This is a genomic window from Hydrogenophaga sp. A37, from assembly GCF_002001205.1.
GTDB lineage: Bacteria > Pseudomonadota > Gammaproteobacteria > Burkholderiales > Burkholderiaceae_C > Hydrogenophaga.
In genome coordinates, this window is the sequence record NZ_MUNZ01000139.1 from 20,531 (window position 1) to 35,630 (window position 15,100).

At 66.2% G+C, this 15,100-nt stretch carries 16 protein-coding genes; 5 read left to right on the forward strand and 11 right to left on the reverse strand.

Going from position 1 to position 15,100, the window contains the following annotated elements; all coding sequences use genetic code 11:
• Position 1 precedes the first annotated feature (1 nt).
• The 7 genes from B0E41_RS19295 to B0E41_RS19325 all read right to left on the reverse strand — a co-directional run bounded on the left by B0E41_RS19295 (position 2) and on the right by B0E41_RS19325 (position 6,294).
• Positions 2-448, reverse strand: a complete 447-nt coding sequence (locus B0E41_RS19295; RefSeq protein WP_077333374.1) for a tripartite tricarboxylate transporter TctB family protein — start codon at positions 446-448, stop codon at positions 2-4.
• Positions 449-532: 84 nt separating this feature from the next.
• Positions 533-1,519 carry a tripartite tricarboxylate transporter substrate-binding protein gene (locus B0E41_RS19300; RefSeq protein WP_077333376.1) on the reverse strand — a complete coding sequence of 329 codons (987 nt, stop codon included), beginning with the start codon at positions 1,517-1,519 and terminating at the stop codon, positions 533-535.
• Between the two features lie 113 nt (positions 1,520-1,632).
• Positions 1,633-3,057 (reverse strand): HAMP domain-containing histidine kinase, encoded by a 1,425-nt coding sequence (locus B0E41_RS19305; RefSeq protein ID WP_077333378.1) that lies wholly within the window; start codon positions 3,055-3,057, stop codon positions 1,633-1,635.
• Complete coding sequence (locus B0E41_RS19310; protein WP_077333380.1) at positions 3,054-3,722, reverse strand: response regulator; 669 nt, start codon at positions 3,720-3,722, stop codon at positions 3,054-3,056. Before B0E41_RS19310 ends, B0E41_RS19305 begins: the two co-directional genes overlap by 4 nt.
• A 20-nt stretch (positions 3,723-3,742) precedes the next feature.
• Positions 3,743-4,546 (reverse strand): amidohydrolase family protein, encoded by an 804-nt coding sequence (locus tag B0E41_RS19315; protein ID WP_077333382.1) that lies wholly within the window; start codon positions 4,544-4,546, stop codon positions 3,743-3,745.
• Complete coding sequence (locus B0E41_RS19320; RefSeq protein ID WP_077333384.1) at positions 4,543-5,547, reverse strand: tripartite tricarboxylate transporter substrate binding protein; 1,005 nt, start codon at positions 5,545-5,547, stop codon at positions 4,543-4,545. Before B0E41_RS19320 ends, B0E41_RS19315 begins: the two co-directional genes overlap by 4 nt.
• 9 nt (positions 5,548-5,556) lie before the next feature.
• Positions 5,557-6,294, reverse strand: a complete 738-nt coding sequence (locus B0E41_RS19325; protein WP_077333386.1) for a GntR family transcriptional regulator — start codon at positions 6,292-6,294, stop codon at positions 5,557-5,559.
• A gap of 270 nt (positions 6,295-6,564) precedes the next feature.
• On the opposite strand from B0E41_RS19325, the gene B0E41_RS19330 reads away from it, so the two are divergent.
• Positions 6,565-7,449 carry a delta-class carbonic anhydrase gene (locus B0E41_RS19330; RefSeq protein ID WP_077333388.1) on the forward strand — a complete coding sequence of 295 codons (885 nt, stop codon included), beginning with the start codon at positions 6,565-6,567 and terminating at the stop codon, positions 7,447-7,449.
• Between the two features lie 19 nt (positions 7,450-7,468).
• Here B0E41_RS19330 and B0E41_RS19335 read toward each other — a convergent pair whose 3' ends face one another.
• Positions 7,469-8,359 (reverse strand): DMT family transporter, encoded by an 891-nt coding sequence (locus B0E41_RS19335; RefSeq protein ID WP_077333390.1) that lies wholly within the window; start codon positions 8,357-8,359, stop codon positions 7,469-7,471.
• Positions 8,360-8,462: 103 nt separating this feature from the next.
• A complete protein-coding gene (gene aroE / locus B0E41_RS19340) occupies positions 8,463-9,284 on the reverse strand; it encodes a shikimate dehydrogenase (protein ID WP_077333392.1) in 822 nt (273 codons plus the stop codon).
• Between the two features lie 101 nt (positions 9,285-9,385).
• Between aroE and B0E41_RS19345 the strand changes: the two genes are divergently transcribed.
• Both B0E41_RS19345 and B0E41_RS19350 read left to right on the forward strand, forming a co-directional pair.
• The gene (locus B0E41_RS19345; RefSeq protein WP_077333394.1) at positions 9,386-10,045 is read left to right on the forward strand and encodes a DsbA family oxidoreductase; all 660 of its coding nucleotides are present in this window, start codon (positions 9,386-9,388) and stop codon (positions 10,043-10,045) included.
• The gene (locus B0E41_RS19350) at positions 10,042-10,479 is read left to right on the forward strand and encodes a GFA family protein (protein WP_216350789.1); all 438 of its coding nucleotides are present in this window, start codon (positions 10,042-10,044) and stop codon (positions 10,477-10,479) included. Before B0E41_RS19345 ends, B0E41_RS19350 begins: the two co-directional genes overlap by 4 nt.
• Before the next feature lie 14 nt (positions 10,480-10,493).
• Here B0E41_RS19350 and B0E41_RS19355 read toward each other — a convergent pair whose 3' ends face one another.
• On the reverse strand, positions 10,494-11,126 hold the full coding sequence (locus B0E41_RS19355; protein ID WP_077333396.1) for a glutathione S-transferase: 633 nt from the start codon (positions 11,124-11,126) through the stop codon (positions 10,494-10,496).
• 17 nt (positions 11,127-11,143) lie between these two features.
• Positions 11,144-13,057: a radical SAM protein gene (locus B0E41_RS19360; RefSeq protein WP_077333398.1), complete on the reverse strand. Its 1,914-nt coding sequence runs from the start codon at positions 13,055-13,057 to the stop codon at positions 11,144-11,146.
• Positions 13,058-13,911: 854 nt separating this feature from the next.
• Between B0E41_RS19360 and B0E41_RS26745 the strand changes: the two genes are divergently transcribed.
• Positions 13,912-14,523 carry a hypothetical protein gene (locus B0E41_RS26745; RefSeq protein ID WP_143433913.1) on the forward strand — a complete coding sequence of 204 codons (612 nt, stop codon included), beginning with the start codon at positions 13,912-13,914 and terminating at the stop codon, positions 14,521-14,523.
• A gap of 119 nt (positions 14,524-14,642) precedes the next feature.
• Positions 14,643-15,100, forward strand: a 458-nt coding sequence (locus B0E41_RS26750) for a hypothetical protein (protein WP_216350790.1), incomplete at its 3' end; no start/stop codon positions are given.

Below are 15,100 nucleotides of genomic sequence, written 5' to 3' on the forward strand. Positions count from 1 at the left end.
GTCAGCTCCCTCCGAGGATGGAGGCCAGCGGGCCGGCGGGCAGCACCACGTCCAGCAGCTTGTCGAACAGCAGGAACAGCACCAGGCCAAGCGTTGCACCACCGGCGAGCGACTGTTTCCAACTTCCGCCAAACGCCATGCCCACGGGCACGGCCATCAGCGCCGTGGCCAGCGCAAAGCCCAGCCACTGGAACAGCAACGCGTAGGTCAGCACGGCGGCGGCGCACAGGGCGGTGGGCTTCCAGGGCACACCACGGAAGGCCTCGGCCCCGGCGGTGGGGCGCAGCACCAGCCACAGGCCACTGAGGCCCAGGCCACCCGCCAGCAGCAGCGGAAACGCGCGCGGGCCGACGGGTTCGTAGGAGATGGCGGCGGCATAGTCTTGCGCGGCCCAGGCCATGGCGGCGGACGCGACAACACACACCGCACCGAGCAGGCGGTCACTCATGGTGAAACTCCAGTGAGAGGGGGACGATCGGACCACCGCGTTGGGTGGTGCCGCGAAGCAGGACCGTTGCGGCCCTGCGGGGGTTTACTTGGCGGGCACGACGTTCAGGCCGAACTCTTCGGCCAGCTTGCGGTAGCCGGCCACCTGCTTCTTGACGTAGGCGTCCAGTGGCGCGCCGGTCAGGGCCAGGGGGAACAGGCCGCGCTCGTTGCGCAGCTTGTCGTAGGCGGGCGTCGCCATCAGCTTGCCGAAGGTGTCGGCCCAGACCTTGTAGTCGGCGTCGCTGACCTTGGGGCCGAGGTAGAAGCCGCGCACGATGGGCCAGTCCACATCAAAACCCTGTTCGGTCGCGGTCGGGATGTTCGCCATGTCGCCAGGCAGGCGCTTGTCGTTCATCACCGCCAGGATGCGCACCTTGGCGCCGGCCTTGATCTGCTGCTGGGCTTCGGCCGCGTCGCCGGTGAACACGTGGATGTGGCCGCCTTGCAGCGCGGTCAGCGCCTCGCCGCCGCCTTCAAAGGCCACGTAGCGCATGGTCTTGGGGTTCACGCCGCCGGCGCGCGCGGTGAGCGCGGCCTTCATCCAGTCCTGGCTGCCCACGGTGCCGCCGGCGCCCAGCACCACCTTGGTCGGGTCGGCCTTCATGGCGGCCATCACGTCCTTGAGGGTCTTGTAGGGCGAAGCCTCGGCCACCACCACGGCGCCGTAATCGGTGCCGATGGCGGCGAGCCAGCGCACGTCGTTCTCGGTGTAGCGGCCGAACTTGCCCTGCGCCAGGTTCAGCAGCGAGCCGCCCGAGAACGCGACGATGGCGTTGGCCGCGTCGGGCTTCTGCGCGATCACGGTGTTGTAGGCCACGGCGCCGATGCCGCCGGGCATGTACGTCACTCGCATCGGGTCGGCAATGAACTTACCCTCCTGCAGCGCGCTCTGCACGAGTTTGCAGGTGAGGTCGAAACCGCCGCCGGGCTTGGCGGGGGCGATGCACTCGGTTTTTTCCAGGGGATTGGCGAATGCGGTGACCGCTGCGGCCGAGACGGCGGCGGCGATGAACTTGGAAGCGATGCTCATGAAGGTGTCTCCTCGATGGGGTGGAATCCTCGCACCGGATGTGGGGCGATGAGGGGACTGTAGAAAAAGGACACTTTCAACGCGCTTTCAGACCAACGCCCAAAAACTGCGGGTTAACCCGAGACGGCCTCGGATGTCGGCGGCGCGGGCAGCGTGAGCGTGACGGCCAGTCCCCGCCCTTCGGAACCGGGCGCCACCTGCATCTGCCCACCATGGCGCTGCGCCACCGTGCGCACGATGGCCAGGCCCAGGCCAGAGCCGGGCAGGGCACCACCGCCGCCCCGGAAGAAGCGTTCTCCGGCGCGCGCCAGCTCCTCGGGTGGCAGACCGGGGCCGGTGTCCACCACGCTCAGGCGCACCGCGCCCGACGCATCGGCGCGCACCGTCAGCGTCACGTGGCCGCCCGCGCCGCCATGGCGGATCGCGTTGTGCAGCAGGTTGGCCAGGGCCTCGCGCAGCAGGTCGGGCTCGCCTTGCAGCGGCACGGGGCCGTCGGGCGCGTCCAGGCCCAGGTCCACACCCTGTTCGCGCGCGGAGGCCCACCACTGGCGCACCAGCGCCTCGGACAGGGCCACGGCGTCGAAGGGCTGGCGCTGCGGCGGGGCGCTGTCGGCGCGCGCCAGCGCGAGCATCTGGTTGGTCTGGCGGATGGTTTCGTCCAGTTGCGTGCGGATCTTGTCCAGCACCCCGCGCTGGGCCGACGGGTCGGCCTCGCGCTGCGCGTAGGCCACCTGCGTGGCCAGCGTGGTCAGCGGCGTGCGCAGCTGGTGCGAGGCGTCGTCGATGAAGCGGCGGCGCGCCTCGGCCTGTTCGCGGTTGCGGGCGATGTGGTGGTTGATGGCTTGCACCAGCGGCCGCACCTCGGCGGGCGCGCCGGTGTCGTCCACCGGGGTGAGGTCCTGCGGGTCGCGCGCGTCCACCTCCTGGCGCAGCCGGTCCAGCGGGCGCATGGCCCAGGCGATGGCCAATGCCAGCAGCGCGCTGGCCGCCACCATCAGCAACACGTCGCGCGCCAGCGACTGCAGCACCAGTGAGCGCCGGAACCCCGTGCGTGCTTCCAGTGTCTCGGCCACCTGGATCACCACGCGCTGCGGCCCGGCCGGCCCGGCCAGCGGCGGGTCCAGCTCGCGCGCGTAGCTGCCCACGCGCACCGCCTGGCCCACGTAGGCGCCTTCGTGGAACTGCGGTTGGCCGGTCAACAGCGGCCGGGGCGGCGCGGGCAGGTTGGCGCTGCCGATTTCCACCAACCCGTCTTCGGTGGCGACGCGGTAGAACACCTGGCCCTGAGCGGTCAGCTCGAAGAATTCGAGCATGCGGTAGGGCAGCTCCACGCCCAGGCCGCCGCTGGCGGTGGAGATGCTCGAATCGATGGACTTCACCGCGCCCAGCAGCGAGCGGTCGTAGGCCGCGTCGGCCGCTTCGCTGGCGGTGCGCCAGGCCAGCCAGAGCTCCCCCGCGAACACCGCGCCCAGGCCCGGCAGCAGCAAGACCAGCAGGAAGCGTCGGATGCTCGCGCGCGACCACGACAGCGGCGTCACGGTGTGCTTTCCAGCTGGTAGCCCAGACCACGCAGCGTGGCGATGCGAACCGGCGAGGCCTCCAGCCGCTTGCGCAGCCGGTGGATCAGCACCTCGATGGCCTCCGGGTTCACGTCTTGCTCGTCGGAGAACACGCGCTCCAGCAGTTCGCGCTTGGACAGCGGCTCGCCCGGGTGCTGGATCAGCGCGCGCAGCACCGCGTGTTCGCGCGGCGTGAGGCTGAGCACCTCGTGCTGCAGGCGGAACTGTTTGGACGCGCTGTCGTAGCTCAGCGGCCCGCAGGCAAAGCGTGGGTGCTCCTGTCCGCGCGAGCGGCGAATCAGCGCGACCAATCGCGCCTCCAGCTCGGCCACGTCAAAGGGTTTGGCGAGGAAGTCGTCGGCGCCGCCATACAGGCAGCTGACCCGCTCCATGAGCGAATCGCGCGCGGTGAGGATGAGCACCGGCAGGCGCTCATCGGCCTCGCGCAGGTCGGCCAGCACGTCGTGCCCGCCCAGGCCGGGCAGGCCCAGGTCGAGGATGAGCGCGTCGTACTTCGTGGTCTTCAAGCTGCGGCGCACCAGCCGGCCGTCGTTCACCCAGTCGACCTGGAAGTCGTTCTGTGCGAGCGCCTTGACCAGCCAGGTGCCCAGTTCGGTTTCGTCTTCGGCGAGCAGGATGCGCATGGCCCCAGTCTCTCCGGTGTTCAGGCGTAGAGCAAGGCGCCGGCCGCGCGCACGGCGGCGGCGCGGGACTCGCCGAGCGCCTGCACCACCGGCTGCCACAGGCTTGCGTAGGGCGGCAGGGCGTCGTGGGCGAAGGCGGTGTGCGGCCAGTCGGAACCCCAGACCAGCCGGTCCCCGGCGATGCTCGCGACCTGTCGGATGTGGGCATGCAGCGCGTCATAGGGGGCGCTGGCCTGCAGCCGGTACCAGCCAGAGAGTTTGACCCAGGCGCCCAGGTCGGCCAGACGCTGCAAGGCGGCCCACGCGGGGTCGTCGGCGCCGATGCCGGCGTGCAGGCCGGTCAGGTGATCGAGCACGGCGGTCAGACCGCTGCCTTCGTGCAGCTCGGCGATGGCGCTCAGCTGGTCGGCCTTCGCGTACCACTGCACGTGCCAGCCCCGCGCCTTCAGACGGGGGGCGAGGGTGCGAAAGGCCTCGGGACCGTTGCCCACCGGGGACACCAGGTTGAAGCGCACGCCGCGCACACCCAGCCGGTGCATGTCGTCGAGTTCGGCGTCGGAGACGGCGGTGTCCACCACCGCCACGCCCCTGTGTCGGCCCGGCTCGCGGGCCAGCGCGCGCAGGATGAGGCCGTTGTCGGTGCCGTAGACGCTGGGCTGCACCAGCACGAGGTGGCCCACGCCCAGCGCTGCGGCGGTGTGTTCGATCTCGGGCAGGTCCCGCAGCACCGGCCGGTAGTGGCCCGCCTGCGCCGGGTGCGCGGGGTCGAACACGTGCACATGGCAGTCCCAACCCGTCGGGATGTGGTTCGCGTGCGGGCTCATCCGGTGGTGATGCCGCGCTCTTTGATCACCTTCGCCCACAGCGCCTGCTGCGCGGCGATGAACTTGCCCGCGCTCTGTTGGCTGGCGTCGGCAAACACGTCGCCGCCGAGCTGGCGGATGCGGCCCAGCACCTCGGCGTCCTCCAGCGCCTTGCGGATGGCGGCGACCAGCGTGGCCTTCACGTCGGCGGGCACACCGGCCGGTGCCAGGATCGGGTTCCACTCCAGCACCTCGTAGCCGCTGACGCCCGCCTCGGCCATGGTGGGCACGTCGGGCAGGGAGCGGGCGCGCAGTGCGCTGGTGACGGCCAGGGCGCGCAGCTTGCCGGCCTTGATGTTTCCCAGAGACGAGGCCACGTTGGCGAAGAACAGCGGCACCTGGCCGCCCATCACGTCGTTCATGGCCGGGCCGCCGCCCCGGTAGGCCACATGGGTGAGGTCCACACCCGCCCGCTGTTCAAACAACGCGCCGGCCAGGTGCTGGGCCGAGCCATTGCCGGAGGACGCATAGTCCAGTGGCTTCGTTTTGGCCAGGCGGATGACGTCCTTCACGCTCTTCGCTTCGAAGCTGGGCGTGCACACCAGCACATTGGGGAAGGTGGCCAGCACCGCCAGAGGTGTGAACGCCGTCGCGCTGTCGTAGGGCAGCTTGGGGAACAGCGAGGGGTTCACCGCGAAAGAGGATGCGTCCAGCAGCAGGACGCTGCCATCGGCCGCACCACGCGCCACGAGGCCCGCCGCCAGCTGGCCGCTGGCACCGGCCTTGTTTTCCACCACCACCGTCTGGCCCAGCGCGGCTTCGAGCCGGGGTGCGATGGTGCGGGCCATGAGGTCGGCGCCGCCGCCGGGCGGGTACGACACGATCAGCGAGATCGGCCTGCCGCCGGCGATCTTGCCCTGGGCGTGTGTACCGATCCAGGGGGCTGCGAGGCTGGCGCCGGCTGCTGTGATGAGGGTGCGGCGTGAGAGCCGGGCGTCGGTGAGGGTGTGGATGGTGGGCATGGGGCTCCTTCAGGTGATGGTGACGGTGTAGTGAAAAGCGTGGGCATCGCCGCGTGTGGTGCGCACCTCGACGCAGCGACCCGTGAGGTCGAAGGCCGAGCGCTGCACCTGGGCGCAGGGGTGGCCCACCGGCAAGGCGAGGTGGCGGGCCTGCGTGGCGCTGAGCTGGGCAAAGCCGATCTCGTCCAGCGCGCGGTGCACGTGAACCTGCGCCTTGCGCGCGAACATGGGGTAGAGCAGGTCGTCCCAGGTGCTGAGGTCGTCCCCAACCAGCGGGGCAAACAGGTCCAGCGGCAACCAGAGTTCTTCAAAAAGGCGGGGCTGGCCGGCCATGAGGCGCAGGCGGTGCAGGCGCAGCACCTGTTCACCGGTGCCGATGCCCAGCGCCCGCGACACCGTGGCTGGGGCATTGACAAGACTGCGCTGCAGGATGCGCGATTCAGGCACCTCGCCGGTGCCGCTGTCGAAACGGAAAAAACGCAACATGGTGGCGCCCGCCAGCCCTTGCCGCACGAAGGTGCCCTTGCCGTGGATGCGCTCGATGAAGCCTTGCTCCACCAGCAGTTCGAGGGCGCGGCGCATGGTCCCCAGGGCCACGCCGTGTTCGCTGGCCAGTTGGCTTTCGGCGGGCAGTGCGGAGCCCGGTGGCCACTCCCCGGCCACCACGCGGGCGCGCAAGGCCTGGGCCAGCGAGGCGTATCGGCTGAGGCCGGGTTCGGTGGGCACGAGGCGAAGCGGTGGGTTCATGCCATGAACTATAGTCATCTATAGGACTATATGAATCAGGGTTAACCCTTTTCGTTCATCGACGGCCGTGGCGCTGCTGGTGGCGTCTGCTGGCGCCGGCAGTGGCTTCGGCCCCGCTGACCGAACGTGACGATGGCCAGCCACTGCAGGCCACTCAGCTGTTCGCCCAGCGCCACAGAATGGCCACACCGACCCGTCATTTCCGTCTTGGTCAGGGGTAGACTCCCGGCAGCCATTTTCGGCTGCCAATACAAAACTTGGAGGTGGAGCATGCATTCAAAGTCGGTTCTTGCTGTTGCTGGGGCGCTGTTTCTGGCCGGTTGTGCGAGCACCCATCACGACGAACACCATGCGCCGCACGGTGGTGCTCATGCATCGGTGGATGATGGCGTCGTGGCCCATCAGCGCCACGAGTTGGAGAAGAACACGAAAGGCAAGGGGTTTGGACCTCAGTCGCCTCGTGACATCGAATCCATGGCGGGTGCCAATGCGGTGGCCTTCAACGAGGCGCCGACGTTGACAAAGATGAATCTTTGCAACATCCACTTCCACAAGAATGCGGAGCACAAGGGGGGTGACTTCACCAAATACGTCGGCAATGGCGATGGCAAAGGGTTCGGTACGGGGTACGCCTACGCTGGGACCTTGACGGCGACCGAGCTCAAAGGCGTTGGCAAGAAGGTGTGCCCGAGCAGCCATGGTGACCTGCAGCCCGGCGACACCATCGAAGTGCATTACGTCTTTTCGACGGCCGCCGTCGGCCCTGGTCCCACGCTGGGCGCCTGCCTGAGCGAGGCCATCAAGAATCCGCAATTGCGCGTCGAGGCGCAGAGCTATGTGCTGGTCAACGACAAGGCCGCGCTGGATTTTCGACGGTTGGCTCAATTTGGTGATGTGAACGGGTACAAGCAGGCGTTGAGCATTCCCGCCAACACGGGCAACCCGGTTCAATACGCGGGCTCCACCACAGGCCCCGACTACAACCAGGTCGGCTCGCCCTTCCAGGTGACCTGGAGCGTTCGACCCAAGGCGGCCAAGGTGGACATCGAGACGGTCGGAACCTGGTGCGAGGGGAACGTGTTCAAGGAAGACCATGCCCACGGCGTGAGAAACCTGGTGGACAACGCCCAGCTGTTGTCGGTGATCCCGAAGTGATCTTGTCGTAACCGCTGCGTCACATCATGAGTTCGTCGGGAGCGTGGCGCGCCGGCCCGGGCCGCGCGGTCGCCGAGCTGCCGGCGGCGGCACACATGATGAGTCCGATGGCCAGCCACTGCAGGCCGCTCAGCTGCTCGCCCAGCACCAGCAGGCCCAGCAGGGCGGCCACCGCGGGCTCCATGCTGGCCATCACGCCGAAGGCGCTGTGCGACAGACGTTTGAGCGCCACCATTTCCAGCGAAATCGGGATGGCACTCGACACCGCCGCCACACCCAGCCCGTAGAGCAGGATGCCCGGGTCCAGCAGGGCGCTGCCGGCGTGCCAGACGCCGAAGGGCACGACGGTGATGGCCGCCATGGTCAGGCCCAGCGCCACCGAGTGGCCGGCGTGCAGGTGGCCGACACGCTTGCCGAACACGATGTACGAACCCCAGCACACGGCGGCGCCCAGCGCGAAGCCCACACCGGTGAGGTCGAGGCTGGCCACGTCGTGCCCCAGCGGCAGCAGCAGGCCCAGGCCCGCGATGGCCAGGCCGATCCACAGGTAGTCGATGCGCTGGCGCGAGGTGAAGCAGGCCACCGCCAGCGGCCCGCTGAACTCAATGGCCACGGCCACGCCAAACGGAATCGTGCGCAGCGACTGGTAGAACATCAGGTTCATGCAGCCCAGCGCGATGCCATAGCGCACCAGGCTCTTCGCGTCGGCCCGCGTGGTGGTCCAGCGCCAGGGGCGCCAGATCAGCAGCAGGAGCAACGCAGAAAAGCCCACGCGCAAAGCCGTGGTGCCCAGCGAGCCGACCTGCGGGAACAGCTGTTTGGCGAACGAGGTGCCAATGCCCAAGGCCACCACTGAGCCGAACACTGCCAGCAGGGGCACGGCCTGTACCCAGCGGTTGGACGATGTCATGGGATGAGTGCTAAACGACCCGCCGCCGGGCCGCCCCAAGGCGGGTCAGCCCCCACGGGGGGGCAGCGACCCGCGCAGCGGCGGAGCGTGGGGGCTTCATTCTTCAGTCCAGTGGAATGGTGAAACGCGCGATCACCTGCTTCGTCTCGGGGCGCACACCGCGCCACCATTCGAAGGCCTCGGCGGCCTGCTCCACGAGCATGCCCACGCCGTCGGCGATGGCCGTGACGCCCGCCGCCTGCGCCTGTTTCAGAAAAGGCGTGAGGCCCTTGCCGTAGACGAGTTCGTAGGCGAGCGCGCCTCGGGCAAACACGCTGGCAGGCAGCGGCAGTGTGGTCTGTGAGAGGCCGGTGGAGGTGGCGTTGAGCACCACGTCGAACGACTCGCCGGCCAGGTCTTCATAGCCGCCGGTTTGCAGCGTGGTTTGGCTGGCGAAATCGGCCTTCAATCCATGCGCCTTGTCGGCGGTGCGGTTGGCGATGGCGATCAGGGCCGGCTTCTGCATCGCGATGGGCAGGATGGCGCCGCGCGTGGCACCGCCCGCGCCGCAGATCAGCACGCGCTTGCCCGCGAGCGACACGCCCAGGTTGCGCTGGATGTCGGTCACCAGACCCAGGCCGTCGAAGTTTTGCGCAAGGATGCGGCCGCCTTCGAACTTGAGCGCGTTCACCGCGCCGGCCAGGCGGGCCGACTCCATCGGGTCGGTGGCGATCTCGAAAGCCTGCAGCTTGAAGGGAATGGTCACGTTCATGCCACGGCCGCCCGCGGCGATGAAGGCCTCGACCGTGACCCTGAAGCCATCCAGCGGGCCTTCGATGGCGGTGTATTCAATGTCCTGGCCGGTGGCTTGCGCGAAGGCGGCGTGGATCAGCGGCGACTTGCTGTGGCCAATGGGGTTGCCGATGACGGCGTAGCGGTCGGTCATGGTGCTCGGGGCAAAAAGGGGCGTTTGAGAGGCGAAGCGACGATTGTCGCGCAAGCCCACGCACGGGCGCGGGGTTTGCCTGGGCCGTAACATCCCGCTCCATGAGCACCACCTTGAAAATCGATTTCGTCTCCGACGTCTCCTGCCCTTGGTGCGCCATCGGCCTCTCGGCGCTGGAGCAGGCCCTGACCGCCGTGCAGGGCGACATCCAGGTCGACATGCACTTCCAGCCCTTCGAGCTGAACCCGCAGATGGGCCCGGAAGGCCAGGACGTCACCGATCACCTGACGCAGAAATACGGCAGCACCGCCGAACAGCAGGCGCAGATCCGCGCCACCATCCGCCAGCGTGGCGCGGAGGCGGGATTCACGTTCAACCCCGAAGGCCGAGGCCGCATCTGGAACACCTTCGACGCGCACCGCCTGCTCGCCTGGGCGGATGTGGAGGGCGCGCCCGGCCAGCAGCACGCGCTGAAGAAAGCCCTGCTGACCGCCTACCACGGTCGCGCCGAGAGCCCGGCGGATCACGCGGTGCTGCTGGCCGCCTGCGAGGCGGTGGGGTTGGACCCGGCGCGCGCGCAGGCCGTGTTGTCCAGCGACGAATTTGCCGCCGAGGTGCGCGAGCGCGAACAGTTCTTCACCCGCGCCGGCATCAGCTCGGTGCCGGCCGTGATCATCAATCAACGCCACCTGATTTCGGGTGGGCAACCGGCGGCGGTGTTTGAACAGGCCTTGCGGCAGATTGCGGCGGAGGCAATGTGACGGATGCCAACGAGGACCAGCCGTTTCCGGTGACGGGGCGGTGCCATTGCGGTGCCGTTTCCCTGTCGGCCGAGATCAACCCGGCACGTGTTTTTGTGTGCCACTGTGCCGATTGCCAGGTGCTCACCGGCAGCGCCTTCCGGGTGGTGGCGCCGGTGGTGCCGGGCAGCCTGCAGGTGCAGGGCAACATCAAGGGCTACGCCCGAACGGCAGACAGCGGCGCCGTTCGGTGGCAGTTCTTCTGCCCCGAATGCGGGACACCTTTGTACGCGGGTGCGCAGGGCGGCGTGGGCATGGCCACCGTGCGGGTGGGCGTGCTGGCCGAGCGAGACCAGCTGCGGCCAACCGCTCAGCTGTGGCGGCGCAGCGCCCAGCCATGGGTGGGCAGCCTGGGCGACGTGCCCGCGTGTGAGCGGCAGGAGCTGTTGGGCTGAAGCCCTGCCAAGGCTCAGGCAGCGTTGTAGGTGCTGTCGCCGTGGGGTGCAGCGCTGAACTCGGGCAGCGCTTCGGCGGCACGCGACAACGCACAGAGCAGCGGGTAGCGCTCCGCGGGCACCTCGGCGGGCAGCATCTGCTGAATGAACTGCCAGGCCACGGCGGTGCTCAGTTCGGCTTGGCCCAGCGTGGCGCGCGAAACGTTCAACGCTGGGGCGTTCTGTCGTGTCTCCAGGCCGTCGCAGGCGGCGAGCAACTGCCCGGTGACCCGCGTGACCCAGGGCTCGTGCTGCTTCTCGGCCGGACGCAGGCCGCGCTCGTACACGAGCTGCACCGCCTTCTCGCACGCAGCCAGCGCCAGGCCCACGGTGCGCAACGCCTGCGCCAGCGCGGCGGGTTCCTTGGGCAACAGGCTGCGTGGGTGGCTCAGCGATTCGGCGTACTGCAGGATCAGCGTCGAGTCCATCAGCACCGTGCCGTCGTCGCACACCAGCGTGGGCGCCTTGACCACCGGGTTGATGCGGCTGAACTCGTCGAAGGTGCGGAACACCGAGAGCGACTGGTGTTCGAACGGGAGGTCGAGCAGTTGCAGCGAGATGGCGACGCGGCGCACATAGGGCGAGTCGAGCATGCCGATGAGTTTCATGTGGGTTCTCCGGTGGATCAGTGGTGGGTCGCCAGCGCCTTCGCGATCTTCCCGCGTTTGACGGTGGCGCGCGGCACCTGCTGCGGCAGGTGATCGAACCAGCGGCGCACGTCGTCTTCCACGCACAGGCCGTGCATGTAGTTGTAGATCGCCTTGCGCAGACCCTGGCCGAGCGCGTCGTGGTCGGTGCCGGTGGGGTCGATGAAGCCGATGTCGTTCTTCGCAAAACTCACCGGCGGCAGCGGGATCAGTTCGATGCCGTAGGCAGCCGGGTCCATGCCCACGGGCGAGTGCACGGTGCAGCTGAAGCGATGGAAGAAGCCGCTCTGGATGCAGCCGGCCTCGAACAGCTGGCGCACGTATTCGAGCGCGTCCACCGTGTCCTGCAGCGTTTGCGTGGGAAAGCCGTACATCAGGTAAGCGTGCACCAGGATGCCGGCGTCGCTGAAGCCCTTGGTCACGCGCGCCACCTGCTCGACGCTCACGCCTTTTTTCATCAGCGTGAGCAGGCGGTCACTGGCCACTTCGAGGCCGCCGCTCATGGCGATGCAGCCGCTTTGCGCCAGCAGCTCGGCCAGCTCGGGCGTGAAGGTTTTCTCAAACCGGATGTTGCCCCACCAGCTGATGTGCAGGTCGCGGCGGATCAGTTCTTCGGCCAGCGCTTTCAGCGCCTTGGGCGGCGCGGCTTCGTCCACGAAATGGAAGCCGGTCTGGCCGGTTTCTTCGACGATCTGCTGGATGCGGTCGGCCAGCTTTTCTGCCGTGGCGGTTTCGTAGCGGCCGATGTAGTCGAGGCTCACGTCGCAGAAGCTGCACTTCTTCCAGTAGCAGCCGTGCGCCACGGTGAGCTTGTTCCAGCGGCCGTCGCTCCACAGGCGGTGCATGGGGTTGAGCATGTCGAGCAGGCTCAGGTAGCGGTCCAGCGGCAGGCCGTCCCAGGTGGGCGTGCCCACGTCTTCGAACGGGATGTCGGGTTCGGCGAGGTTGATGTACTTGACCTCGCCGTTCTCCCGCACAAACGTGCGCTGCAGCCGCTGGCGCCCACGCTGCCCGTGCAGGTGTTCGATCAGCGAAAGCACCGGGCGTTCGCCCGCGTCCAGTGTCACGAAATCGACGAAGTCGAAGATCCGAGGGTCGGACAGTTCACGCAACTCGGTGTTCGCAAAGCCGCCGCCCAGCGCAATGCGGATGTGCGGGTTGTGTGCCTTGATGGTCTGCGCGATGCGGAAGGCCGCGTAGACCGAGCCGGGGAAGGGCACCGAGAGCAGCACCAGGGTGGGGTTGTGGCGGTGGATGGCGGCGAGCGTCAGGTCGCTCAGCAGATTGTCCACCAGTGTGGGTGGCGCGGCGAGCGCGGCAGCGAGCGGGTCGAAGGTAGGCTGACTGCTGGCCAGCGATTCGGCATAGCGCACGAATTCGAAGCGCTCATCGACCGCGTCGCGCAGCACGTCGGCCAGGTCGTTCAGGTAGAGCGTGCAGAGGTGGCGCGCCTTGTCCTGCACGCCGAGCGCACCGAAGGCCCAGGCCAGCGGGTCGCCGCTGCCGTCGTCCACATAAGCGTCGAGCGCCGAGAAGCGCGGGCCCTCGGGCAGCAGGCCACGCGCGGCGATGCGGTGGGCCAGCGTGGAGTCGCGCCCCTGCAGGTAGGCGATGGCGGGGCCGATGGTGCCCCGGTAGTGGTCGAACTGATCGAGGAAAGCGTGCACGCTGCCCGAGCGCTGTGCCTCGGGCTGGGCCAGTGCGCGGCTGCGCACGGCCTCCAGCCCGGCGGGCGTGAACAGCTTGAGCACCAGCGCCAGCGCCAGATCTTCCTGCACCGCATCCATGCCGCGCGAACGCAGGAAGCCGGTGAGGTAGGCGGTGGAGGGGTAGGGCGTGTTGAGCTGCGTCATCGGGGGGATGAGGCTCAGCACGCGAAATTCGGATGTCATGGGGCGGCCAGTGGGGCGGAGCAATGAGCTTAGCTGATATGCACCTGTTGAAGGGTTTGGCTGGGTGAGGACTTCGACAGGCACAGCCCAAACGGACCGCAGGCAGAAAAACGGTGAGGTAGGCGGTGAATGGGTAGGGTGAGTTGAGCCGCGTCATCGGCGGGATGAGACCCAGCATGCGGATATCAGGAGGCTGGGCGGCCGACGGGAGGGGCATTTTTGTGCGTTTTCTCACGCGTGACGAGGCCTCGGGCCAACAGAGTTCCCGCCGGGAATCTGCATTAGAAAAATTAATTAATGATAATTAAATTCATGAAGCCGCTGCATGCATGCAAACGTATGCACCGCTGACGCGGAGGTGACAGCAAGCCGAAGCCGGCGCCATGGCTCTCTGTGCCTGGAATTGAGCCAGCCTAGATAGGCCTAAGTGATTGAAATACCAAGACATTTTGCAAAAAAACATGAACTGGATGGGTGGGGTGTCACCCTGCCTCCGGCCGGGGACATCGATCAATAAACTTGAATCCTTACAAGAACTTGACGTTGCTGGGGTTGAAGTGAAAACCCCTAGGAGCGATTCCGGGAGTGGGGCGGATTTACCAGATGGACATGAGGCTGGCCCCTGCATACGATTTGAGCAGGGTGGATGCGTATTGTTTGCTGCAATTCAAGCCTTGCGGTGGGGCGAGACTGTCTCGCAAAGCAGCATGTTCTGACTGAAAGTCAGAACATATCAATATGTTTCTGGTGAGTCGATTGGAAGGGATTGGCGGGACGTCCTGGATGCAAAAGATAGCGACGTGCTGGTGAATTTTTTTCCATGAAATGGTCTGATGTTGAAAGGAGTTTTAAAGATGAATGACAGATTGATGGCTTCATCACCAGCGCTTTGGCTATTTGCCTTTCTCGGTGTGTCGGCGCTTTACGGGTGTGGTGCCAATGTTGGTGATGCCCCTGCAGCCACTCCTGTTGTTGCCAAGTCGGCGCCAGTGGAATCTGTGGCCTCTCAAGAAAAAAATTTGGATTCTGCAGCGATCATCGAACGCAATTTCAAGACGGTTGTAGGGCAGGGTAATGGCGTCATCATGTCTGAACTCAAGGGGCACGGTGGTCGCTTGATAGACACGGAGACGCGATACGATGTTTTTGATGCCGAGGTTGCGACTGATATCAAATCAGTTCGAGGGAGCATTCAGGTGAGTCTTGATCGTGGAAATGATGTGCTCATCGACGGAAATGGCTCTCCCCAAGCGCGGGAGAAGCTTGCTGAAATTGCTCTGCAGTCGGCGGGAGCTGCTGTTCCAGATTTGAGTGCCCTGATCATTCGGAAGGCGCCAGAAGACAAAGGCGGATTTGTGCTTATTCCCATTTACAGCAAAGCCGAAGTTGCTCAACAGGTTGCCCAGGGGGGTGTTTCTCGGCCAGAAGATGTGAACAACTCGGTCACGAACTTCTTCTTTCGTTAGGTTGGGGTGTTGTGGATAAGTTGTTGATTCTGGATGGTTTTTTTAAATTATAGGAGGATATAAATTTCAAGAAAGTACGAATCATGAGTTGTTTTATCAACCATTTTTGGAGCTTAATAATGAAAAGATTTTTCGTGAAATCTGTCTTGTTGACAGCGTCGGCGATGGCTGCTTTGTTGTCAACGTCGGCGCTCGCTGGTGTATGCTATCCGGGGAACACTCAGACTTTGGTTGCCGTAAAGGGAAAGACCAATACCGTGTCCACTCAGCGGGCCGGAAATACCTGGGAGGACTGGATCTGGCGTGGCTATGACAAAGAAGTCCGTTGTCCGCGCTGGGGCACCATCAGCTGTTCGCAAACAGTCAGTGTCGCTAAAACCACAGGCTACAAGTGGGATGTGGGTGCGACCTTCAATCCTGGCAGCATTCCCGTGGTCGGAGGTGCTCTCGGCTTTGTGGGCTTGACTGGAGGCTACGGGCGGTATTACGAACACACCACCCGTTATGATCGTCAAATTGTCGTGCAGCCGGGCTGGGGCATGTATCCTATTCAGGTCGTGGTGCGCCGCTGGGTGGG

Excerpts from the sequence above, each read along its gene's own strand:
- B0E41_RS19295 (WP_077333374.1), bottom strand. The coding sequence starts at position 448 with ATGAGTGACCGCCTGCTCGGTGCGGTGTGTGTTGTCGCGTCCGCCGCC.
- B0E41_RS19300 (WP_077333376.1), bottom strand. The coding sequence starts at position 1,519 with ATGAGCATCGCTTCCAAGTTCATCGCCGCCGCCGTCTCGGCCGCAGCG.
- B0E41_RS19310 (WP_077333380.1), bottom strand. The coding sequence starts at position 3,722 with ATGCGCATCCTGCTCGCCGAAGACGAAACCGAACTGGGCACCTGGCTG.
- B0E41_RS19315 (WP_077333382.1), bottom strand. The coding sequence starts at position 4,546 with ATGAGCCCGCACGCGAACCACATCCCGACGGGTTGGGACTGCCATGTG.
- B0E41_RS19320 (WP_077333384.1), bottom strand. The coding sequence starts at position 5,547 with ATGCCCACCATCCACACCCTCACCGACGCCCGGCTCTCACGCCGCACC.
- B0E41_RS19325 (WP_077333386.1), bottom strand. The coding sequence starts at position 6,294 with ATGAACCCACCGCTTCGCCTCGTGCCCACCGAACCCGGCCTCAGCCGA.
- B0E41_RS19330 (WP_077333388.1), top strand. The coding sequence starts at position 6,565 with ATGCATTCAAAGTCGGTTCTTGCTGTTGCTGGGGCGCTGTTTCTGGCC.
- B0E41_RS19335 (WP_077333390.1), bottom strand. The coding sequence starts at position 8,359 with ATGACATCGTCCAACCGCTGGGTACAGGCCGTGCCCCTGCTGGCAGTG.
- aroE (WP_077333392.1), bottom strand. The coding sequence starts at position 9,284 with ATGACCGACCGCTACGCCGTCATCGGCAACCCCATTGGCCACAGCAAG.
- B0E41_RS19345 (WP_077333394.1), top strand. The coding sequence starts at position 9,386 with ATGAGCACCACCTTGAAAATCGATTTCGTCTCCGACGTCTCCTGCCCT.
- B0E41_RS19355 (WP_077333396.1), bottom strand. The coding sequence starts at position 11,126 with ATGAAACTCATCGGCATGCTCGACTCGCCCTATGTGCGCCGCGTCGCC.
- B0E41_RS19360 (WP_077333398.1), bottom strand. The coding sequence starts at position 13,057 with ATGACATCCGAATTTCGCGTGCTGAGCCTCATCCCCCCGATGACGCAG.
- B0E41_RS26745 (WP_143433913.1), top strand. The coding sequence starts at position 13,912 with ATGAATGACAGATTGATGGCTTCATCACCAGCGCTTTGGCTATTTGCC.